Source organism: Streptomyces sp. DT190, assembly GCF_049846985.1.
GTDB lineage: Bacteria > Actinomycetota > Actinomycetes > Streptomycetales > Streptomycetaceae > Streptomyces.
On record NZ_JBNCNM010000019.1, the window covers coordinates 114,366 to 135,403 of the forward strand.

At 67.7% G+C, this 21,038-nt stretch carries 20 protein-coding genes; 16 read left to right on the top strand and 4 right to left on the bottom strand.

Annotated features, from left to right (window positions below; all coding sequences use genetic code 11):
- Window positions 1–178: 178 nt before the first annotated feature.
- The 4 genes from ACPXCS_RS28670 to ACPXCS_RS28685 all read left to right on the top strand — a co-directional run bounded on the left by ACPXCS_RS28670 (window position 179) and on the right by ACPXCS_RS28685 (window position 3,156).
- On the top strand, window positions 179–661 hold the full coding sequence (locus tag ACPXCS_RS28670; protein WP_425823630.1) for a GFA family protein: 483 nt from the start codon (window positions 179–181) through the stop codon (window positions 659–661).
- A 231-nt stretch (window positions 662–892) separates the two neighbouring features.
- Window positions 893–1,327 carry an NUDIX hydrolase gene (locus ACPXCS_RS28675; protein WP_425823628.1) on the top strand — a complete coding sequence of 145 codons (435 nt, stop codon included), beginning with the start codon at window positions 893–895 and terminating at the stop codon, window positions 1,325–1,327.
- 183 nt (window positions 1,328–1,510) lie between these two features.
- Window positions 1,511–2,341: a 5'-3' exonuclease gene (locus ACPXCS_RS28680; protein ID WP_425823626.1), complete on the top strand. Its 831-nt coding sequence runs from the start codon at window positions 1,511–1,513 to the stop codon at window positions 2,339–2,341.
- Window positions 2,338–3,156: an SGNH/GDSL hydrolase family protein gene (locus ACPXCS_RS28685; RefSeq protein WP_425823624.1), complete on the top strand. Its 819-nt coding sequence runs from the start codon at window positions 2,338–2,340 to the stop codon at window positions 3,154–3,156. Before ACPXCS_RS28680 ends, ACPXCS_RS28685 begins: the two co-directional genes overlap by 4 nt.
- A gap of 39 nt (window positions 3,157–3,195) precedes the next feature.
- Here the strand turns inward: ACPXCS_RS28685 and ACPXCS_RS28690 are convergent, their stop codons facing one another.
- Both ACPXCS_RS28690 and ACPXCS_RS28695 read right to left on the bottom strand, forming a co-directional pair.
- Window positions 3,196–4,665 (bottom strand): amidase, encoded by a 1,470-nt coding sequence (locus tag ACPXCS_RS28690; RefSeq protein WP_425823622.1) that lies wholly within the window; start codon window positions 4,663–4,665, stop codon window positions 3,196–3,198.
- A 122-nt stretch (window positions 4,666–4,787) separates the two neighbouring features.
- Window positions 4,788–6,017, bottom strand: a complete 1,230-nt coding sequence (locus tag ACPXCS_RS28695; RefSeq protein WP_425823620.1) for an MAB_1171c family putative transporter — start codon at window positions 6,015–6,017, stop codon at window positions 4,788–4,790.
- On the opposite strand from ACPXCS_RS28695, the gene ACPXCS_RS28700 reads away from it, so the two are divergent.
- On the top strand, window positions 6,000–6,416 hold the full coding sequence (locus ACPXCS_RS28700) for a hypothetical protein (protein ID WP_425946732.1): 417 nt from the start codon (window positions 6,000–6,002) through the stop codon (window positions 6,414–6,416). The two genes, ACPXCS_RS28695 and ACPXCS_RS28700, sit on opposite strands and share 18 nt — an antisense overlap.
- Before the next feature lie 160 nt (window positions 6,417–6,576).
- On the opposite strand, the gene ACPXCS_RS28705 is transcribed toward ACPXCS_RS28700, so the two are convergent.
- Window positions 6,577–7,062: an XRE family transcriptional regulator gene (locus ACPXCS_RS28705; RefSeq protein ID WP_351867094.1), complete on the bottom strand. Its 486-nt coding sequence runs from the start codon at window positions 7,060–7,062 to the stop codon at window positions 6,577–6,579.
- A gap of 660 nt (window positions 7,063–7,722) precedes the next feature.
- Between ACPXCS_RS28705 and ACPXCS_RS28710 the strand changes: the two genes are divergently transcribed.
- The 3 genes from ACPXCS_RS28710 to ACPXCS_RS28720 are packed head-to-tail and all read left to right on the top strand — an operon-like array spanning window position 7,723 to window position 9,981.
- Complete coding sequence (locus tag ACPXCS_RS28710; protein WP_351867097.1) at window positions 7,723–8,235, top strand: hypothetical protein; 513 nt, start codon at window positions 7,723–7,725, stop codon at window positions 8,233–8,235.
- The gene (locus ACPXCS_RS28715) at window positions 8,228–9,511 is read left to right on the top strand and encodes an MAB_1171c family putative transporter (RefSeq protein ID WP_425823616.1); all 1,284 of its coding nucleotides are present in this window, start codon (window positions 8,228–8,230) and stop codon (window positions 9,509–9,511) included. Before ACPXCS_RS28710 ends, ACPXCS_RS28715 begins: the two co-directional genes overlap by 8 nt.
- 23 nt (window positions 9,512–9,534) lie before the next feature.
- Window positions 9,535–9,981 carry an NUDIX domain-containing protein gene (locus ACPXCS_RS28720; RefSeq protein WP_425823614.1) on the top strand — a complete coding sequence of 149 codons (447 nt, stop codon included), beginning with the start codon at window positions 9,535–9,537 and terminating at the stop codon, window positions 9,979–9,981.
- A 12-nt stretch (window positions 9,982–9,993) separates the two neighbouring features.
- Here ACPXCS_RS28720 and ACPXCS_RS28725 read toward each other — a convergent pair whose 3' ends face one another.
- A complete protein-coding gene (locus tag ACPXCS_RS28725; protein WP_425823612.1) occupies window positions 9,994–10,875 on the bottom strand; it encodes a helix-turn-helix domain-containing protein in 882 nt (293 codons plus the stop codon).
- Window positions 10,876–11,303: 428 nt separating this feature from the next.
- Here ACPXCS_RS28725 and ACPXCS_RS28730 point away from each other — a divergent pair, with 428 nt between their 5' ends.
- The 8 genes from ACPXCS_RS28730 to ACPXCS_RS28765 all read left to right on the top strand — a co-directional run bounded on the left by ACPXCS_RS28730 (window position 11,304) and on the right by ACPXCS_RS28765 (window position 21,020).
- On the top strand, window positions 11,304–12,761 hold the full coding sequence (locus tag ACPXCS_RS28730; protein ID WP_425823610.1) for a hypothetical protein: 1,458 nt from the start codon (window positions 11,304–11,306) through the stop codon (window positions 12,759–12,761).
- Between the two features lie 75 nt (window positions 12,762–12,836).
- Window positions 12,837–13,532 carry a RusA family crossover junction endodeoxyribonuclease gene (locus ACPXCS_RS28735; protein ID WP_425823608.1) on the top strand — a complete coding sequence of 232 codons (696 nt, stop codon included), beginning with the start codon at window positions 12,837–12,839 and terminating at the stop codon, window positions 13,530–13,532.
- A complete protein-coding gene (locus ACPXCS_RS28740; RefSeq protein WP_332757169.1) occupies window positions 13,529–14,074 on the top strand; it encodes a WhiB family transcriptional regulator in 546 nt (181 codons plus the stop codon). Before ACPXCS_RS28735 ends, ACPXCS_RS28740 begins: the two co-directional genes overlap by 4 nt.
- 233 nt (window positions 14,075–14,307) lie before the next feature.
- On the top strand, window positions 14,308–15,576 hold the full coding sequence (locus tag ACPXCS_RS28745; RefSeq protein WP_425823606.1) for a hypothetical protein: 1,269 nt from the start codon (window positions 14,308–14,310) through the stop codon (window positions 15,574–15,576).
- 31 nt (window positions 15,577–15,607) lie between these two features.
- Window positions 15,608–16,525 (top strand): DciA family protein, encoded by a 918-nt coding sequence (locus ACPXCS_RS28750; protein ID WP_425823604.1) that lies wholly within the window; start codon window positions 15,608–15,610, stop codon window positions 16,523–16,525.
- A 128-nt stretch (window positions 16,526–16,653) separates the two neighbouring features.
- Complete coding sequence (locus ACPXCS_RS28755) at window positions 16,654–17,607, top strand: hypothetical protein (RefSeq protein WP_425823602.1); 954 nt, start codon at window positions 16,654–16,656, stop codon at window positions 17,605–17,607.
- A gap of 74 nt (window positions 17,608–17,681) precedes the next feature.
- Window positions 17,682–18,074 (top strand): hypothetical protein, encoded by a 393-nt coding sequence (locus ACPXCS_RS28760; protein WP_425823600.1) that lies wholly within the window; start codon window positions 17,682–17,684, stop codon window positions 18,072–18,074.
- A gap of 195 nt (window positions 18,075–18,269) precedes the next feature.
- On the top strand, window positions 18,270–21,020 hold the full coding sequence (locus tag ACPXCS_RS28765; protein WP_425823598.1) for an FtsK/SpoIIIE domain-containing protein: 2,751 nt from the start codon (window positions 18,270–18,272) through the stop codon (window positions 21,018–21,020).
- Window positions 21,021–21,038: the final 18 nt, after the last annotated feature.

Below are 21,038 nucleotides of genomic sequence, written 5' to 3' on the forward strand. Positions count from 1 at the left end.
ACACCGCCGGACCTGCCGTGGACACCCAGGCTGGGGATCATCCGCAGCAGCGGAGCAGCTCACGGTTGCACATCAGGCTCGCGTCCTTCTCGGCATCCCTCAAGCCGCTCACCAGCCCGTCACAGAACTCACCGCCCCGGTCTCCTGGTAGCTCCCCACCTCCCGAATTGAGTAACTGATGAACGCCGCACTCACGCCCGACCAGCCCTCCGCTCAGCCTCAGACCGGTCGGCACCCTGAGCCTGCCCGACCCGAGATCACTCGGACCGGTCATTGCCAGTGCCGGGCCATCGCGTACCAGGTCCTCGGTGAACCGATCGACCCGCACCTTTGCTCCTGCCCACACGAGACGCGTATCTCTGGCGCCCCCGCAGTCCTGTGGGTCGGCTTCGATAAGGCGGGTCTGACGTGGACCGGTCCCGGCGGCGAGCCGACGTGGTACGCCACTTGGCCCACGCTTCACCGGGGCTTCTGCCCACGCTGCGGGACGCACCTCATCTCTGTCGCTGACGACTCCGACCTGATCATGGTTACTGCCTTCAGCCTCGAAGACCGCAGCGGCACCGACCCGGTCGGGCACTCCTACCGACACGAAGCTGTTCCCTGGATGACCATCGCCCTCGCTGATGACCCTTCTGCTCCCCGGCACACCTCGCCGTGACGTCTCCGTACGCCGCTGGGGCTTGGCCTGACGGCCTAGTCAGTAGGCGAGATCTTCGAGCATGGCGGCGCCCATGTCGCGGTCCCCGGTGACATGAGCGCTGTACAGGGCGGCGGCCCAGTACTTGGTGGCGGTCGAAGACTCAGCGCTTCCATTCTGCCCGGTTCTCGTTGCCCGACTTCGGGTTGCGGCTGGCGGGCGCGATCCGAACGACTCCTGAGGAGAACCCCCATGTCCGCGAAGAGCACCAAGTCCAAGGCGCTGTGCTACATCGTGAGTGACGGCAAACTGCTGGTCCACCGTCACGTCGACTTCCCCTGGGAGGAGGTCGGTGTCCAGGTCCCGGCCGGCAGCATTCGCGAGGGCGAGACGCCCGAGGCGGCGGCGTTGCGCGAGGCCTCCGAGGAGACAGGGCTGACGGGCTTCAAGATCGTGCGCAAGGTCGGAGTGACCTCGTACGACACAGGCCCGTACCGCCCCGAGATCCAGGAGCGCCACGTCTTCCTTATGGAGCTGACCGAGCCGACGCCCGAACGGTGGCCCAGCCAGGAGGACCACGACGGACACGGGGAGCCGACACGGTTCGAGTGCTTCTGGATCCCGCTGAAGACCGCGCACGTGCTCCAGTCCGGGCAGGGCGCGCTGCTCGGGCTCCTGGACGTCTGACCCCACCCATTCGCCCCGACCTGCACAGGTAGGCAGCCGATGCACAGCACCCCCCGCCCGGCAAGGCCCGATCGGCGGCCTCAACTCTGCCCTGGGGCTAGACTCCGTGGCCATCCGGCAACGGATGCCCGTACGCCGCGGTCACAGGCCCCACCAGCATGCAGAATCCCTGGAGGCTACGCCATGACCACGCCCCTACTGCTCGTCGACGGCCACTATCTCCTTCACCGGTCGTGGTTTGGTTTCGCCGCCTCCCGCGTTACCACCCGCGACAAGATGATCGACCGAACCGGCGTGTTTGGCTTCAGTGCGCTGCTGCGCAAGGCACAAGCCCAGCACGCCGATGGGTTCGAGATCTTCGTGGTCTTCGACTCCGAGGACGGTTCCCGGGCCCGCGCCAGACAGGACAGCGACTACAAGGCCCAGCGGCCGGCCCCCGAGACGGGCCTGGTCGCGTCTCTTGCCTTGGTCAAGAACGCTCTCGCCCATATGGGGGTTCAGTGGGTTGAGCAGGACGGCTGTGAGGCGGACGACGTCATCGCGACCCTGACCACGATCGCTCGCGCCGAAGGCCGCGCGGTGGACATTATGACCACCGACAAGGACTACATCCAGCTCCTGGTCGACCCCGATGTGCGTCTGCTGAACACCGCCCTCGCTCAGGGCCGCCGTTACACGGCCAGTGAGCACATTCGTCCCCGCTACGGGGTCCTTGCCGAGCAGTGGCCCGACTTCCGCGCCCTGATGGGCGACCCCGCGGACAACATCAGTGGCGTCCGCGGCATCGGTGCTAAGACAGCGGCCCGGCTCCTGATCGACGGCCGCCGACTCGAAAGCATCCCGGTCGAAGAACTGCGCCCAGCCTGGACAGCGCTGTGGCCGGAGGTCCTGAGGTGGCGCGAGATGATCAAGCTCGATACCAAGGCAGCCGTCCCCGATGACATCCTCACGACCGTTCCTTCCGCGCCCCTGGAACCCGCCGCGCATGTCCTGGAAGTGCTGGACCTGTGGTGATCGACTTCGACGGTACCCCCGTGCTGGGAGAAGCCCGCCGCGCCCTGACCGTCGGGTTCTTCGGCACCTCGATCATGGAGCACCTTGAGGCCGTCAACACGCAGATGACTGACCAGGCGAACTTGCCCGAGGTCGGCTCCAGGGTCACCGTCGAGCGCTGGGCCCAGCGCGGCTGGGTGCACCGCTTGGCCCTGTCTCTGCGCGCCGCCTGGCCGCACATCGCTTTCGACGTCCGCAATCACGGGAAGGGCGGTGCCACCAGCCGCGACATCGCCGGCATCGTCGAAGCCAACCGGTCCACGACTAACACCGACTACGACCTGGTGTTCCTCGGCTGCGGTATCAACGACGTCTGGCGCTACTTCCAAGGCCGAATGACCGAAGCAGTCGGCATCAAGGAGTATGCCCGGCACCTGACCGGCATACTCGACCAACTCAGCGGATACTCCCGCCGGATCATCGTCGTCTCCGAAACCCCGTTCGGCCCGATCGAAAACCCGGCCACCGTCACCGCGATGAACGCGGAGCTGGCCCGCTACAACGAGGTCGCCCACGCGGCGGCCGCCGCGCACGGCACGTTGTTCCTGGACGTATGGGCCCCGTTCACAGCCGTCGCCCGGCTGATAGGCGACCCGGCCGCCTTGTGGAGCGACGGAGTGCACCTGACCGAACTCGGCGACACCGTCCTGCTCCAGCAAGTCGAGCAGCTCCTCGCCGAGCACGGCATCATCGAGGAGCTGCTGGACTGTCCGTTCTCAGGTGCGCCAGGCCGTACTGACGGCGTCCATCACGTGCATCACGTACGGAGCTCCTGAAAGTGCCGGGGCACCTTGGCTGAGTGCCTGTACTTGGCTCTACTGCTTTCGCAGCTCAGCAGGGCCCAGAGGCCTCGGCAGCATCTGTGCCAAATGTGCTGCCACAGCGATGACAGTGCGGTCGGCGAGGTACGGTCCGACGACCTGAATGCTCAGTGGCAGCCCGTCGGCTGTCCGCCCGGCGGGGACGATCGCTGACGGGAGGCGTACCTGGCTGGTCAGGTTCAGCCAGGTTGTCTGGTCGTAGTAGCTGCGCTTCGCGCCGTCGACGGTGATGGATCGCTGCTGCACCGGGATGGACGTCTGGTCTTCGACAGCCGCTGTCGGTGCGGCCGGCGTGATCAGGATGTCGTGCTGGGTGAAGTACTGAGCCCAGCGCTGGCGCAGCTTCTCGCGGGCCTCGTTCGCGACCAGCCAGTCACGGTGGCGCTGCGTACGCGCCCGCAGATAGAAGGCGCCGGGTGATGTGTCGCCGGCGGCGAGCTTGTCCGCCTGGTCCACCTCCCCCTGGAACACGGAGTCCGGGGTAGTCGCGGTCGACGTGGCGTACATCAGGTTCGTGAACGCCCGGTCGGACTCCGGCATGCTGACGGGTCGCGTGGCGACGTCGACCTGCGCCCCGGAGGAGCGAACGAGTCCCGTCACGGTGTTCATCAGGTCACGGGTGTCCGAATCGACGTGGCAGTAGTCGTCGTCGGCCCAGATGCCGACGCGGTAGTCCCGCAGCCGGGACAAGCGGGGGCTGGGCAGCTCCACGCGCCAGGCGGGGGCATCTGCCGGTGACGGCCCGACGAGAGCGTCCAGGAGGAGGGCGAGGTCAGCCGGCGTACGCGCGAGTGGACCGAGCGTGGTCATGTCGCTCGAAGTGAGCCAGCCGGGCAGCCGGGGGATGTGCCCGCGGGTGGAGATCAGTCCGTAGCTCGGACGCAGCGCGTAGACACCGCAGTAGGCCGCGGGGAGGCGGAGTGATCCGGCAAGGTCACTGCCGACATCGAGGCTCGTGAGACCTGCGGCGACAGCGGCCGCTGGGCCGCCGGAGGAGCCGCCTGCGGTCCGGCCGGGGGCATGCGGGTTCTTCGTGGTACCGAAGACGGCGTTGGAGGTCTGGATGTCCTGACAGTACGCCGGGGTGTTGGTCTTCCCGATGACGATCGCGCCGGCTTCACGGAGCCGAGCGACGGCGTCCGCGTCCTGGTCGGGAACATGGTCCTTCAGGTCGGGCGTGCCGCATGTAGTGCGCATACCGGCGGTCTCGAGGGCATCCTTCACCGTGAGGGGAAGACCGTGCAGAGGCCCGAGCGGCTTGCCCGTGCGTGCGATGTGCCGGTCCGCGTTGTCGGCTTCCCTTCTGGCCCGCTCGACATCCAGGGTGACGATCGCGTTGATCCCTGGGTTGGTCGCTTCGATGTGCTTCAGCTGCAGCTCCAAGAGTTGCCGGCTGGAGACCCTTCGGCTTATGAGGGCCGCCACCTGCTCGTGGGCGGGGCGCAGGTGGGGAGCGGTGGTCATGGAAGCGGCCCTTCGGTCGTCCTTGTCCTGGGTGCGGGGCGGAACTACGGCATGGGCAGCGCTGGGCATCGAGGCGTTTACGGCCACGGCTGCTGCGGTGCCTGCGAGGAAGGTACGTCTGATCACTGCTCGCCTCCCGTCTGGCCGGCGGCACGTGCTGCTGGCTGCGATTTGGGGGTGGATACGACGGGCGGAGTGAAGTGCGCGGCGATGCGCAGTTGGGCCTGCATGTCCTCTTCTGTGGTGGCAATCGAAAGTCGGGCGTCGGCGTACTCAGCCGGCTCGGCGAAGTCCTGGTCACGCATCAGGCTGGAAATGCCCTGGCTGATTTGCTCCGCAGTGACGGCAGCCGCGAGGTCGGGATCCCGGAGCCCTTGCTCTCTAAGCCGGTTCTCGGCCTTGGCTCGAACTTGCGGGTCCAGGTAGGGGCGGAGTTCGATCATCCCGTCACGGATCTCGGTTACTCGCCGGTATAGAAGGAAGCTCACCGAACGGAACCGCACAAGCTCTCGTATCTGTGACGGAGCGGGCATTAGGGCGATCGTGGGTGCGGCGGCCTGGAGCGCTCGCCAGAGAGGTTCAAGGCGCCACAAGGCGTAGTGGTCTCGGGACCAGCCGCGAAGGCCCTCAACCCGCCCCATCAGAGTCGGAAGGAAATATCCGATCAAGGTGAGGAGAGCCCCTACATCTCCGCAGAACCAGGCGATGTCCTTGAAGCGGGCGACACTGAAGCCGAACGAGTCGCCAAGGATTCCGCTAATCCTGATAGCGCAGTAGCCCATGATCACAACAGCCCCGGTCGTGATGGTCCGCAGCCCGCGGACGACCCAGACGTTGCTGGCCTGGCGTGCGTGTCGCCAGCAGACGACCCCGAGGTAGACCTCCGCGGTCGTGTACGCGGCCATGTAGAGCGAGAGGTAGGCCTTGTAGGCCGGATCGTGGACGTAGTACGTGGCGAAGTCGGAGGTCCGCTGTACGGCCGGCGTCAGGAGGGCGAACAGGACGAACAGGCCAACGATGACCCCGACGCCCACGAACCCGAAGAGGCGAGTCCGACGACGCGCCTTCTGGGGCGGCAAGGCCCAGTGAGCCAGCACGCTGGTCTGGAACACCAGCACCAGGATCACGCAGCTTTGCGCGAGCGGAACCGCAATGTTGGTGATCCCCAAGACGCTGTCGATGCGAATCCAGATTGGTGTTATGGATATCGCGAAGCTCAGAGCGGACGATAGATATACCAGGCTCAGAAGCACAAGGGACGATTCTCGTCTGTTCTGTTTCAGGTCCCGGAGCAGGAAAAGGAACCCCAAGCCTGCGATCACCAAGCAGATGGGGTGAAGTATGTCCTTCACGGGGCCTTACTTTCTTCCGCGCAGAAATGTGCGCGCAACGCGTCGGTCCACTTCCGATTCGCCGCGTTGGGAAATTATGCGACGCTGGGATGCGTGGATGTGGGCTTGGAGATACGAGCCGTCGAGTTCGGCTTCCATCTCGTCTCTTTCGTCGTACTGGGTCCGGCCGAGTACCATCTGGATCAGTTCAGGGTCGAGATCCGGAAGAAGTCCCCCGACGGTCTCACCGCCAATGCTCGCGCCGCCCTTATGATTCCTCAGCATGTGGGCGAATTCATGGGCGATGATGTGATCCTGGTGAGCCAACGTGGTTCGCAGATCGAAGAAGACGATGTTGCGGCTCTTCGTGGCGACCCACATGCCGCACGGGGCAGACCAGTCCAATTCGGCGGGCTGTAGCTCGACTGCGCGACCTGTGCGCCGTTCGATCTCGGGCGCCAGGTCACGGATGCTGGAGGCAGGTGGGAGGCGGAGGCCGCGGACGAAGCCTTCGCTGGCTCGCCTTTGTTCCTGAATCAACTAATCCCCCCGGGCTGGTCATGGGTCCTGGACAGACACATTAGAGAACCGGCTCGTCGGGCTCGTCGGGCAGCCCCTCCAGTTCCCGCACCCTGTCGATCATGGTCATCAGAGTGTCCATGCTCTTGGGGGAGAGGCCGACGGCGCGCAGGGCTACGCGTTCCACGCCGGACTGCTGGAGTTTCTGTAGACGCTTCAACTGCTCGCCGTATCGGCGCGCAAGATCATCATCGAAGAAGTACGCCGGGGGCACCTTGAAGAACTCCGCGATAGCCTCGTAGTGGCGTCGCGTCGGGTTGTCGCGCCTTCCAGTTCGCAGTTGCCATAGATAGGTGCCGGATATCGTGGAACCGCCCTGCTCTTTAAGGGCTGCGGCGACTTCGTCATTGGTGTAAGGGCCGCGGTCCTTCGGGTGTACGACTTCGAAGAGCTGGTTCAGCTTGTCGGCTAGCGAGAGACCTTCGTCACAGGCGTCATTCGCCTCAGTCGGCTCTTCCGGCTGGGGTCGCGGGTTCGCGGGGGTCATGCGGTCCTTCTCGGCGTCGAGGGCAATCCATCTCAGTTGACTATGCCACGGGCATACGCATACGTTCATACCGGCCAGATCAACTGAGATGGATCGAGGGGGCTGGCGCTGTGAGGTTCTTACGCCGCGCGCCGTGGCGCGGGACCTTTTCATGCGCTGCACGCCGACGCGGATGAGCAGTTCGCAGTCAACCCTCCCTCTTGCAGGGCGAATTGCACTGCTGCCGTCAGTCGGGGGAGCTCCGCACTGCGCGTGCCAATGATTTGGTCAGCGGCGGTTGCTGTGCCGGTGGGAGACGGGGCTCATCGGCATGGCTGCCGCAGGTGTCCACCGCAGCAGGCAAGGACGTGCCGGGATTGACCTGCGTCCTGCCGAGGGCAGCACAGGAAGGGCTGCCCGACCTGCTGGCGTCACGACGACGCCGCAGGGTTCGAGACCCGTCTCGATGATCAAGGGGGAAGCAGCGGAATGTCGCGCAACGACGGCTCCAGCCAGTCGGCAGACATAGCTCAGGACACACCGCAGGTCGAGGCAGACAACAAGGTCCGCCGACTGCGAGCTCCGCGCAGACCCGCTCGCCCCCCAATCTTCTCCTCCTGGCGCACTGCTTGGCAGCAGCGGCGGACCCTCCGCCGTGACGTCTCCACGATCGTCGACTCGATGCCCATCCCGGTCCCGTTTGACCTGGACCAGCTCATCGCAAACATCGAGGCAGCCAGAGGCCGGCGGATCATCCTCATGCCGGTCCCCGACCACCTCCTGGGCAGCAGCGGCGTGTGCGGACTGTGGCTCAAGCACCAGCACAAGGCGCTGGACGTGATCCTGCACGTGGACAGCACCTCGGCCTATCACCGGCAGCAGATCATCCTGCACGAGCTGGTCCATCTCTGGGCCGACGACGCAGATGGTGTAACCGAGGGTGAGATGGACGACCTCGTGGCGGGCCTTCCGGCAGCCCTCGTGGACCGGCTCATCGGACGAAACCAGGTCGCGGCCCGTCGCCGGTATGAGTCATACCGGGAAGTACGCACAGAAGCCGCTGCGGCCCGGATCAACGAAGCAGCCTCCTTCGACACCTACATCGAAGACACGACCGCCCGACGCCTGGCGGCGGACTTCGCCTATCCCTGCGGCAACGCAGCAAGCACCCTACGAGGGGATCACAATGTCTGACGCGCTCGCGTACGCCATCGCGGGCCTGCTGCTCGTGCAGGCCGTACTGAGAGCCAAGTCCGCACTACGGGGTCGCGTGCGCGAGAGATCGCTCTGGGGCGCCTTCGCTGCCCTGGCCGCGTCCTGGCTGGCACGAACCGAGCCAGGACGCAACCTGCTCAACGGCTTCGGAGTCACGGACCTCGCCTACCTCGTCAAACACGTCCTGGCCATCCTGGGCATCTGCGTCCTCCTCAAGTACGTCACGGCCGTGTACCGCACCGCTGACGACGCCGCCAAGGTCCGCCGATCGGTACGAATCTCCGCCCTCGTCCACCGAGTTGCCACACGGGCTTCCCTCATCACCGTGACGGTCATGGCGGCCGTCTTCTTCATCGGCCTCGACGAGCCCGACACCTCGACCGTCTTCTTCCTCGCCCGCCACGCCGGTGAGCCGGAACTCGCGGTGTACATGGGCCTCTTCTACCTCTACACGGCGGCGGCCGCCGCGGTCTGTGCCGTCCAGTGGGGTGGGGCCGTGTCGCAGGCACCGATGCGCTCGCTGAAGATCGGGCTGCGCATGATGTCCGCCTCGATGGTCCTGGCCGTGGTCTACGCCGTCCTGCGCATCGGCTACCTGATCCTGATCACGGTCCACCCTGTCTCTGACGCCTTCGCTATCAAGCAGGAGGCCGTGACCGACACGATCCTGTACGCGACGTTCCTCCTCTACGGCCTGGGTGCCATTGCCCCGGCTTCGCACGCCGCCGGCATCAGGTACCGGACCCTGCGCTCTCTTCGGGACCTGCACCCTTTGTGGCGTGACCTCGCGCTCACTGCACCGCAGGTCGTACGGCACCGCCCGAGCCAGCTCCTGGGCAACACGAAGCTCAGTGCACCGGTGAACAGACTGCGCGACCTCTTCGGTCATGACGACTCCCCGACCCGCCGCCTTGGCCGCTACGTCACTGAGATCCGCGATGTGATCTACGAGCTTCGCCGCCATGCCCCCGAAGGCCTTGTCGACTGGGCCCGGCGGCAGGCCGAACTGGACGGAGTGCAGGGCAGCGACGCGGACATCACCGCCGAGGCCTACTGGATCCGGGGCGCCAAGGTCGAACTGGCCGAGCGGGAGGCGGGCCTCCCTGCTCCGTTCCCCTTCGGCGCCGGGGACGACCTCGCCGAAGAGATCCCGCACCTTCGGGCCGTCGCAGCTGTCTACGGCCGAATCGGCCCGGTGGATACCCGCGAGAACCGCGGCGGACCGTCGACCCCCGTCGCAGCGATGACGACCTGACCGAGAAGACGGAGCACAGAATCATGCGACCCACCCATCTGACCGCAGGCGTGTCCGCCGGAGCGATCGTGACCGATCACGAAGGCCGCGTTCTCATCGTGAAGCCGACGTACAAGCCGGGCTGGAACCTGCCCGGCGGCCACCTCGATGAGGGGGAGCGTCCTCGTGAGGCGTGCGCGCGCGAGATGCGCGAGGAAGTCGGTCTCGACCTGGAGGTGGGGCGCCTTCTGGTGTCTGCCTTCATCTCGGCCCCTGGCAGGCCGGCGCACGCGTATTACCTCTTCGACTGCGGACAGCTGTCCGCAGTCGAAGAGCAGTCCATCCGCCTGCAGGAGGGGGAGCTGAGCGAGTACCGCTTCAGTGCCCCCGGGGACATCCCCGAGTCGGATATCCCCCCGCTGGCGCGGAAGATGTGGGAAGCCGCGCTGATCGCCCGGGCGGAGGGTCGGCTGCTCTACGTCGAGGTGTAGTCGTCCGGCGGGTTAGATGTCATCGAGCCCGTCGAGCACGTCAGGGCCGAGCAGCTTGGCCAGCTCGTCGTTGACGTAGTCCAGCAGTTCGGCCGACACCCCGCCGTTCTCGCCACCGCGGGCTGCCATGACCTTGAGGCCGTTCTTCGCGGTGCGGATGCTGGCGACGATCCGGGCGACCTCTTCGTCGTCGCTCCGGAAGAACATGGGCGGGACGTCGAGAGCTGTGGCCATGGCGTTGAGGACCTCGTCCGAGGCGGTCGTCTCGGCGCCGGTGCGCAGGGCGAAGACCAGCTCGGTGTTCAGTACCTGACGCGAGGACTTTGCGTTGCCGCGTGCGGCCAGCTCCCTGTCGGTGGGGGGCTGGTCGTACGTCTCGTTGAGGATGTACGAGATCTTCTCGGCGATGGTGCGCGGTCGGGCCGGCGCGGCCGCGGGAGTGAAGGCGCCGGTGACGTCCGGGACGTACTTGCCGAAAGACCGGTCCTGGGCAGCCCGCAGTTCCTCGGTGGTCACCTTGTAGGCGGCGGCGAGCTTTCCGACGTAGTCGTCGTCCAGGGGGCGAACACCGCGTTCGGCGTTGCTGACCGGGATATGGCTGCGTGTGCCGATCAGCTTGCCGGTGCGGTACTGCGGGATGCCGGCGTCGCACCGCAGGTCGGCGAGGTCCGGCAGGCCGTCGCGAGGGAACAGATCATCGAGCGGCTTCCCCAGGACTCTGGCGAGGCCCGGCAGCTTCTCCGGGTCGGGTGTGGACTTTCCGCCTTCCCAGTTCGCGACGGCGGTGCCGGAGACTTCGACTCCTTCGGCAGCCCCAACCTGCTTCTGCGTGAGTTCCTTGTCGCGACGGAGCTTCCGCACGAGGGAACCGTCGAAGTGGCGAGGGGTAGGCATCCGGAGACGCTCCTGAACGTGGTGGCGGGGGGATGTGGCAACTTCAGTTTAGCTATCCATTTGATAGCCAAACGTGGCTCGTCTATATTTCCCTATCGGGGGGCTGATCCAGCTGCTCCTCCACCAGCTGTCCGCTCCGTGAGGAGCCGTGACCGAGCCTGCCCGCAGGAACCAGTCAAAAGCCTGGTCTCGGCATGTTTCCACCCAGCGTTGGAGCCTGAGATGAGTGTGTCACTTGCGTGCCGTCCCCGCCTAGACGGCTCCACAACTTCTGCCAGTTTCGCTATCCCGACCCTCCTCTGATCATCCGGGCGATCGGCTTCCGAAGCCCGTTGCCGACCCGCCCGATGGATTTTCGCGAGAGCTCGCTGTGCGGCCCGTCCGACCGGATTCTGAGCCCGTCGATCCACTACAGAGGGAGTCACCCCATGGCGTACGAGCCGCCGGCCAAGGGCCGTCCGTTCATCGCGTACGAGAAGAAGGCACGCGCTGCCGCTGGGCCCGACGGTCAGACCGTCCGCGCCCGCCCGAGCGTGTACGTGCGGGAGCACGTGGGTGTGAAGGTCAGTGCGTACAAGGTGAAGACGAAGGCGACCGACGACGGCCCCTTCCGAACCGGCCGCGTGACCTTCGACGCCGAGTCCGTCGGGCTGGAGCACGACTTCCACGGGTCGGTCCAGGCCGACTCCAAGGCGGCGGAACTGCTGGCCGAGGCGTTCAAGAACGACCTGCCGGTCACCGTCGCCATCGAGACGACCCGCCGGTACAAGCAGAACGACAGCGGTGAGCTGATCAGCCCGCTCACGCCCATCCATGAGCTGCGCGGCATCGTCGGCGACTCGACCCGGGCGAACGCGGAGATCACCAACCGCAACTGCCGCAACCTCGTGGTCGCGGTCAACGGGGTCTTCACCGACGAGCTGGTCTCCGACCCGGAGGAGTGGGAGTCGCTGCGGGAGAACCGCGACGGCAGTCTCGCCCCCGACGGTTACGCCGTCTTCGGCGGAGCGATCATCCCCGCCGCCAACGCCTCGTCCGGCAGCGTCGACGTGAGCCAGCAGATACGGAACGAGCTGAAGAAGTTCTTCGGCTCTTCCAACACCGCCCCGGCCACCAGCGCGCGCCCGGGCCGCCCGGCGCAGCGGGCTGCCCACGCCGCCGAGGCCAAGCCGTGGGAGGACTGGAACACCGACGGCCGGTTCAACCACGGCTCCTACCTCGCCACCGCCATCCGGGAGACGTACGCGCAGGCGCACCAGATGATCGCTTCGGCGGGCGTCGACCCTGACACTGACCCGGCCGTGGTCGGTACCCTCGCCGAACTGATCCTGGGGATGGCCGACCGTATCCAGCTCGGCGTCTACCGCAAGACCGACGGCAGCGCCATCCGGTCCGACCGCTCCCACCACGAAGCCCGTGCGTGGATCGACTTCGTCGTCAGCCACCAGCCCGCACTCGCCTACACCGCCGAGATGACCGACCCGATCAGCGTTGAGGCGGTCCTCGCCCGCAACGCGTGGGCCAGCAAGGTCATCGCCACCGTCGGCCCGCTGATGGACACGGTGGCCCGCGTCGCCGAGACCGACCGCGCCGTGGGCCCGGACGGAATCCCCGTCGTGCACCCGGTGCTCAAAAGCGACGCCTTCGCCCGCTTCAAGATCCTCATGGGTCACAAGGACGTCGGCCTCGCGGGCTGGCCCGACCGCGTCTTCCCGCTCCTGACCGACCGCTTCGGCACCCACGAGCTGGACCGCATCGAGGTCGCCCACTTCCTCCCCGCGCTCGCGGAGTGGGAAGCCGACCCGGCCGCGTTCCTCGCTGCCGCCCGGGCCAGCGCCGCCGCCCGCCAGACGGCCGAGGCCGAACCCGCTGCCACAGCAGCCTGATCCACCCCGGTGGGGGCGGGAGCGCCGCACAGACGCTTCCGCCCCCACCGGGCCCGAACGAGAGAAGGACGCACGATGGGCACCAGCATCGACATACAGCGCCTCATCACCGACCGCGGCTACCGCCCCTGTCCGTCATGCCCTGCCGTGCTCCGCCCCACCACGACCCGCTGCCCCCACTGCCGCACCCTCGTACCGGCCCCGTCGGCGGACGCGCCCCAGCCGAAGAAGACCTCCGGCCCGCGCCTGGCCGCCGTCAGCGAAGCAGCCCTCGGCAGTCTGCAGAATCTCCCTGAGAGGCGACTGACTTTCACGGTCATCGGAACGCCCGTCACCCAAGGCTCTGTCGAAGTTCCCGCCCCCGGCGTCGTCAAGTACAGCCGTGAACTCCGCGAGTGGCGCCGCCAGATCAACGCGGCCGCGCGGAAGACCTGCGGCACGGACTGGGAGCCGGCGAACTGCCCGCTCATCATGTCGGCAGTCTTCACCCTGCCCCGGCCCAAGAGCGCGCCCAAGACCAAAGCCGTCCACGCCGCGACCAAGCCCGACATCGACAAGCTGATCCGCGCCGTCCAGGACGCACTGTCCCCTGCCGACAAGAAGGCCTTCCGCGTCTACACGGAGGACTCCCGCATCGTCGGCTACGACATCGGCCCCCACAAGACGTATCCCGCGCCGCTGGGAACGCACGACTGGGCTCTTCCGGAGCCCGGCGTCACCATCGCCGTCGCCCCCGCACCTTCCGCAGCTTCCCGCCAGGACATCGCATGAGCACCACACCCTGCATCATCCACGCCGATCTCTTCCGACTCCTCGAGGACCTGTCCGGCTCCGGCATCAACGACCAGATGCTCGACGGGGACCAGCTCGCCATGTTCACCGACGAGGAAGCCGACTTCCGTGAGGCCCTCGGCCAGGCCCGCGCCCTGTGCGCCGCCTGCCCGATGCTTGAGTCGTGCCTGTTCGCCGCGGTAACCGATCATGCGGTCAAGGGCATCGTCGCCGGCACCACCGAGACTGACCGTGAGCGGATCCGCAGCAGCCTCGGCCTGGCCCCCTTCGCGGAAGAGGACACGGACATCTACCTCATGGTCCGCCGCACCTACGACGAGGTCGACGCTGAGAAGGTCGCCGCCATGACCGCGGTCGGCCAGCTGACGCAGGTGGAGATGGCGGAGGAGCTCGGGTGCTCCACCCGCACGATCCGCCGCAAGCAGCGCAGCTCCTGCAACGTGCGCCGGCGGCCGCGGCGGAACCCCCTCACCCCGAAGAAGGTCCTCAGCACCGCCGAACAGCTCCTGCCTTGGTTCTGACCGTGACATCGGACAGCGCGAGCTGCGGCAGGCCGAGAGCGGCCTCCTCGCCCGTTGCGTTACCGGGGTCGGCCTCCGCCGCCCACAGCGGCTGACCGCCGACCCCGGCTACCTCGCTTCCGGTCTCCAGCCGGCAAGCGCCCGCCCCTGAGGCGGATCCCCTTCTTCCTCCGCACCTGAGCGGCAGCCACGCCTGACTTTGTGCTGCCCGAAAACACTGAGAGCCCCTCTTCATGCGCCGCCCGTCCCACCAGCCGCACGCCGAGCCGCATCGGCTGGAGCCTGTCCCGTCTGCCGAGCAGGACGTCATCACCACCCGGTCCCGGCGCTGCCAACCTCGCGCCTGGCTCCGGGCCGTCGCCTGGCTCATCGACAGCGGCGCGCATCCCAAGGCACTGGCCACCACGACGGTCGACGTCGCCCTCGACCTCGCTGCCCGTATGGACTTCCAGCGGGGCATCGTCCTGTACGACCTCGAAGGCACCGCCCGGCGCGTCGGCATATCGCGCGCCACCGTGAAGCGGCACATCAAGGTCCTGCGCGAGCTCGGCGCACTCGTCTGGCTGGAACACGGCAGCCGCCGCAACCTCCGTCTCCCGGGCCGCCCGTACACCGCCACAGCCACCGTCTACGGCGCCACCATCCCGCCGGCTTATGACGCTGCCCACGGCCACCGCCTGTCCGGCCACGGATACACCGCCAGGCATACCGGCTTCACCCCCGAAGGCCGGGCCCAGGCCATCGCCGCTGCGCAGGAAACAGCAGATCAGAACCGGCGTGAGCCCCCTTCCCGTAGCACCACCACCCACTCCCCTAAAGCTGATGTGAGAGGTAGATCAACAACTACGCGCCAGGCGCGAGCGAACAAGATCACTCGGCCCAAGAAGAAGTCCGTCCTCGGCCACCCTGTCACCGCCGCCGCTTACCAGGTAGCCGACCGGTTCGCCCGGGCACTCCGCCCGCTCCACACCTGGCTTCAGCGCACCCGCATCGAGCAGCTGTCCTGGGTCCTGGTCGACAAGGCCGCCGCCGGTGCATCCCTCCAGCAGGTCCACGCCTGGCTCCACGAGATCAACCCCAGCCACTACTTCGGACCGCGCTGGCTCCCCCACCGCGCGCACGCCTACGTCGCCGCACAGCTCCAGCGAGACGCCGCCCAGGACCGGGAGACGGCGCAGCGGCTGGCCGACGAAGCCCGGGCCACCCCGCCCACCGCCGAGTTCACCAACGCCGTCCAGGCCCTGAGGAACGACAGCGCCGGCAACGCCGAGGAGATCGAGGAATTCGCGGCAGCCGCCACCATCGACGAGCTCGATGCCAGCCTCGTGCAGCAGATGAGGGCCGACGCCTGGGGGCGCTTCAAGCACTACGGCGACACCGACCTGGTCCTCACTGCCGTCGACGGACTCGGTGTGGCCGAGGCATCCCGCCTCTACACCGCGCAGCTCGTCGACGCCTGCATTCGCTTCCACAACAACCCGCGCCTGCAGAACGCCTGCTGACCCGCACTCGAGCACGAGGAGGACGAACGACATGACGGCACACCCCGCCACGCACCTGGAACCGGACCTCACCGGTGCACCGAATGCGGACGCCGCTGCTCTCCCCGCCGCCCCTTCCACCGAAGCAGCCACAGAGTCGGCCGCAGGCGCTGACCTGGCGCGGATCGCTCTGCGACGGGCCAGGGCCGATGCCAAGAACAACCCCGTCAAGACCAAACGCAAGCGGGCTGCTGCTCCCCGGCGGGCCAACGGCGGTGACGGCCGGGACCCCAACCCCCTGGGCAGCGTCATCAGCCAGCTGGTGGTGGACAACGAATGGGAGGGAGAAGCTGCGGGAGCGGACCTGAAGAAGGAGTGGCCCTCCCTCCTCGGTGAAACACGTGCCACCCACTGGAAGGCCGAAGAGTTCGACGAAGAGACCGGCACCCTGCGAGTCCTGTGCGAATCCGCCTCATGGGCGGCCAACCTGCGGCTCTTGTCAGCCCAGGTGATCGCCGAGGTCAACGAGAAGTTCGAGCGGCTCCAGGCCCAGACGCACCAGGGCAAGCGCCGCTCCAGCCCGCTGCGCCGACTCGACGTGCAGCTACGCAGCGGCCGCCCCACCGCGTCATCCCACGACGCTGCGCCAGCGGTCCCCGAGGCACCTGCCCCGGTACTCCGCAAGGAGCGCGCCGCACCGCCCACCGCCGAGTACCAGCAGGAACGTGCCCGGCAGGCGAAAGCCCGGGCCGCGCGGGAAGCAGCTGGAGAGCCCACATGCCCGCAGCCGTCAGGAGCACCCGCGCCTCCTGCGCGCCCGCACCCGGGCGACGCCCCCAGCGCCGAGTACCGCGAGCAGCGTGAACGGATCCGGCGGGCGCGCAGAGCCACCCGCGAGCAGGTCCTTGCCATAGCGAGGGAGGAACCCACCCCTCCCGCCACTGGGGCCTTCTACGCCTACGCCAGCTGACATCTGACTCAGAGAAAGGAAGCCGTCCCATGCCTGTACCAAGCCCCCCTCCGAGCGCCCCGGGAAAGAGCACCGCGGCGACGTCTCGCCCTGTACGTGAGGTCGGCGATACGGACACTGCCGCCTTCATGAACCATCTGTTCGATCTGTCCCGCACAGCCCCCGTGGCGGTGCTGTCTCCTGACCCCCGCCGCGAGGACGGCGTCCCCCTGATCGATCCGATCCGCCTGTACGACCAAATCCACCCTGAGGCGGAAGTCGCGGTACTCACCACGCACACAGCCGCCCGCAACCTGCGGGAGCTGATGCCTGACCTGGCCGTGTGGGGCGGAGCCGTCCGCATCGTCCGCCCCGGCGCAGCCCCGGACGACCCCAAGCACCGGCATCCTCTCATCAAGATCACCCCCGGCCGCAGTGACGAGGCCCTCCGGGAGATCCACCACCAGCTGCTCGGGCGCACCCTCGTCTACAGCACCACGACGCCCCAGGCCGGCAACAGCCGCCCGCCCGTGCCTTGCGACCGCAGCAGCCATGCGCCGGATGACATCGAGCACCTGCGCACCCTGCTGGCGGCCGAGAAGCGCACCACTTCATCGCTGCGTCAGGACGTACGGCGGCTCAGCAAGGCGCTGCGAGCAGCCGAAGAGCGAGCCGAGATCGACACCCCCACCATCTACGCCGACCCCGAACAGCAGTTCCGTTACGAGCTCGACCAGTGCTGGCTGCGCATGATCGCCGAGCCGGACCGCCCCAGCCAGCCGCTCGCCCCCTTCACTCTCGGCCCGGACTGGCTCACCTCGCTGCACACCATCGAACTCGTGGACCGACGCAAGATCGTCGAGGTGACCGTCGAAGTCCTCACCGGACTCGCCGCCGCCATCCCCGGCCGACAGGTCCACCGGATGCGGGCCCGCGACGAGCGCGGCGGAGTCCCGCTCGTACGCGCCGACCAGGCCGTCGCGATGCGCTGCCACCTGAAGAACCAGACCTCGGCCGCGCCTCGCCTGATGTGGTGGAGACTGCCCGATCAGAGCATTGAGCTGGCCAGGGTCGCCCTCCATGACGACACCCATCTGCGATGACACACGCACCGACAGCACGCCGACTCCGGGCGACAGCGATCCATACACGCCGCCGACATGCGAGGACCCCAACGATGGCCAGCACCAGCCTCTGGAACGTCCAGAAGTTTGATCAGACACTGGGCACCTACACCAACTTCGACGCGGCCAAGGCCCACGGCAACCACGTCATCCGCGACCACTACCGTCCCCACATGGACCGCCACCGGGTGCCGGCCAGCCACCGAGTCGTCAACTGGCGTGTTCCCTGCTGCGGCCACCTGCACGGCCCCGGCCAGTTCAACCACACGGCCCACCTGGTCACGCACGCGGTCGGATGCCGGCCGCCGGAGTTCCGTGCGCTGGTCCTGCGCCCCTTCTGGGCCGCTACCGGCAAGGCGGCGGGCACCGGCCACGTGAGCACCGCCTGGGAGATCTGGCAGGGCTTTGCCTACGACCGGTTCGACCCCGGCGCGACGCTCGCATAGCCCAGCCAAGTCCGTAGGTGACGGTGCCCCGTCTGCGTACACGCGGGCCACCGTCACCCCAGGCCGGGAGCGCGGCTCTTGCTCACCTCGCTGCTCACCTCGCTGCTCACCGGCTGCGGACCGGCGGATCAGAGCTGTCCGCTTTCCCGAGCACGATCCGGGTAACACCGCTGTCGACTCGGGAGGATCACCCTCATGCCCGCGGCCAGAAAACGCCGCCGTCCCGCCGCCCGCCGGCCCGCCGCAGGGCCCGGATGGCCGGTAGGTGCGCACACCCGAACGTGGCTGGCGTTCACCCTGGGCCGCGACCGCAGTCGCGCCTTCGGGAAAGTGCCGCACGTCCTCCTCAACTGGCTGATCCTGCCGCTGCTGGCTGGAGCCTGGTACCTGCAGTGGCGCCAGTGGCAGGTCCTCTCTGCGGTCACCGTCACCGCCCTGCTGTACACCATCGGGCGGGCCGCACGGGTCATCCCCCGCCAGCGGCGAGCTCTGTCCGAGCTGTACGGCCGTGTGATGAAGCCATGCGGACTGCCGGCTCCCACCGTTACCCGGCCGGTCAACGAAGGCCAGTACATTCGCGTCATCCGCTGGCGGCGCTCCACCGTGATCGCCGCGGCCCGCATCATGATCGCCCCATCGGCGCCGGCCGCTCAGGCCCGCACCCGGTGGCAGGCCGAGAAGGCCGTCGAAGCCGCGCCCATCCCGCCGGGTACTGGCTGGGTCTTCGACTGGGCCAACCCCGGCTCCCTGGCGTGCGATCTCGTGAACGAGGGCGACCCGCGACTGCTGCGTATGCAGGACGAGCGATGGATCAACACGGTCGTCGGCCAGCTCTTCCCGGCGCCCCGCGGTGTCGACGTCGACGTGTCCGTCGCGGTCGGCGCGTGGGAGGACCGCGACGGTCGAGAAGTCCCCACCGAGCTGACTGTCACCCTGGGCGCCTACGACGTCTCTCAGCGCGCCTTCCGGGAGAACGTCGAACGCGTCATCGACGCCCAGATCGACCGCGGCCACGTGTGGATCTACACCTGGCAGCCCGGGGAGCTCACGATCCGTGGAGTGCCCGCCGGCTCACCGGAGGCGATCCGTAAGCAGGGCACTCGCTACATCTCCGACCTCATCACTGCCCAGATCCCGGCCCGGCAGGCCGGCCAGCTCACCGTCGACATCACCAAGTGGGAGGACGACCCCAACAGCCCCAGGGCCAACACGCCCCTTGAGATCACCATCGGCCTGGGCACCCTGGACGTCGCCGCGCCAGAACTGCGCACCCGTATCGAGCGCACCCTGGACACCGCCCTGTCCAAAACCCTTCCCGACCGGACCTGGCTGCCGGACTGGACCTTCGCCAACACCAACCGGCTCGTCCTGAAGGCTGTTTCCAACGCCGATCCCCGCGCCGTACGGAAGCGGGAAACGGCCCGGCTGCAGGCCGTCGTCGAGTCCAAGTTCCCCACCAAGCGCGGCCAGGACCCCGTCGAGGTGGACATCCACACCTGGAGCAGCCACCGAGGAAGCAACGGTTCCCCAGTCGAGCGGCCCGAGTCCTTCACCGTGACCTTCGGTGCCTACGACGTCACCAAGCCGGAGACCAGGGACGCCTTCGAACAGCACGCTGACTCCCTCACCGACACCAACGACTGGCACTACGCCTGGAGCGAGGCGGAAGGCCGGGTCACCGTCAGCGCCGTCCCCCGGCTGCCCACCCAGCTCGCCTTCCCCGAACCCGGCAGCCCCGAGTTCAAGGAGTTCCTCGCCCTCGCCCGCCGCGGCACCATCCGCTTCGGCCCCGTCAAGGGAGGTGGCTGGCTCGACTGGGACCTGCAGCAGACCCCCCACGCCCTCATCGGCGGGAAGACCGGCGCCGGCAAGTCCGTCGCCCTGTCCTTGATCCTCTTCCCCGCCCTGTACGACCCGACCATCTACCAGCTCATCGTCTGCGACCCCAAGCGCACCGACTTCACCTGGACCCCCGAGTTCCCCGCCGTCATCAGATTCGCCGCGACGGACGAAGAGATCTACGAGGCCATCCAGGCGTTCGCCGGCGAAATGGACAAGCGCCAGTCCCTCCTGAACAAGTACGGGCGCCGCAACCTGCAACTTCTCCGCGATGCCGTCGCCCGAGGCGAAGTCGTCCTGCGTGACGACGACACCATCCCGGGCCGACTGATCCTCTTCTTCGACGAGATCGCCGACTACCTCGCCAAGTCCGCGAACAAGGAGATCGAGGAACTCAAGAACGACGCCAAGGCGATGCTCGAGAAGGTCGCCCGTCTCGGCCGCGCACTGGAGACGAACATCGCCTGCGCCGCCCAGAAGCCGGCCGGCGACATCCTCGGCATGCAGTTGCGCTCCCAACTCGGCCGGCGCCTCGGCGTCGGACCACTCGACCAGTACGAATCGCAGCAGATCCTCAACTCCGACCACGGCACCCGCTTCCCGGCCGAAGGCACCCCCAAGGGCCGCTCCTGGGGCTACGACCCCAAGTACGGCTACCAGCAGGCCCAGATCATGTTCCTGCCCGACGACACCACGCCCCTGCCCTGGGACCCCACCGTCACCATTCACGGGGCCAAGGACCTGGCCCGCGCGCACCTGACCGAACTCGGCTACGAGCAGGTACTCGTGCCCAACAAGGACGGCGGCCAGGACCCCCGCTGGGTCCGCCGCGACCTCGTCGACGAGCCCCCGCCGACCCCCGACTCGATGCCGGAGCCCTCACCAGCTCCAGCGGATGCACCCCAGCGGCCGCCCCTGTCGAAGACACCGGCCCCGAAGGCGCCCCCGGCTGCTCCGGCTGCCCCTCCGGCCGCCCAACCGCCGGAGCAGCCGCGCCAGCCCGAGACTCCGGCCCCGAAGCCGCCACCTGCCCCACCCGCGCCCCAGCAGCCAGCCCCCGACCAGTCCCCGGCCGGCAACTGGATGTCCGACTTCGACTTCAGCTGACCTCGCGCAGCGCACCTC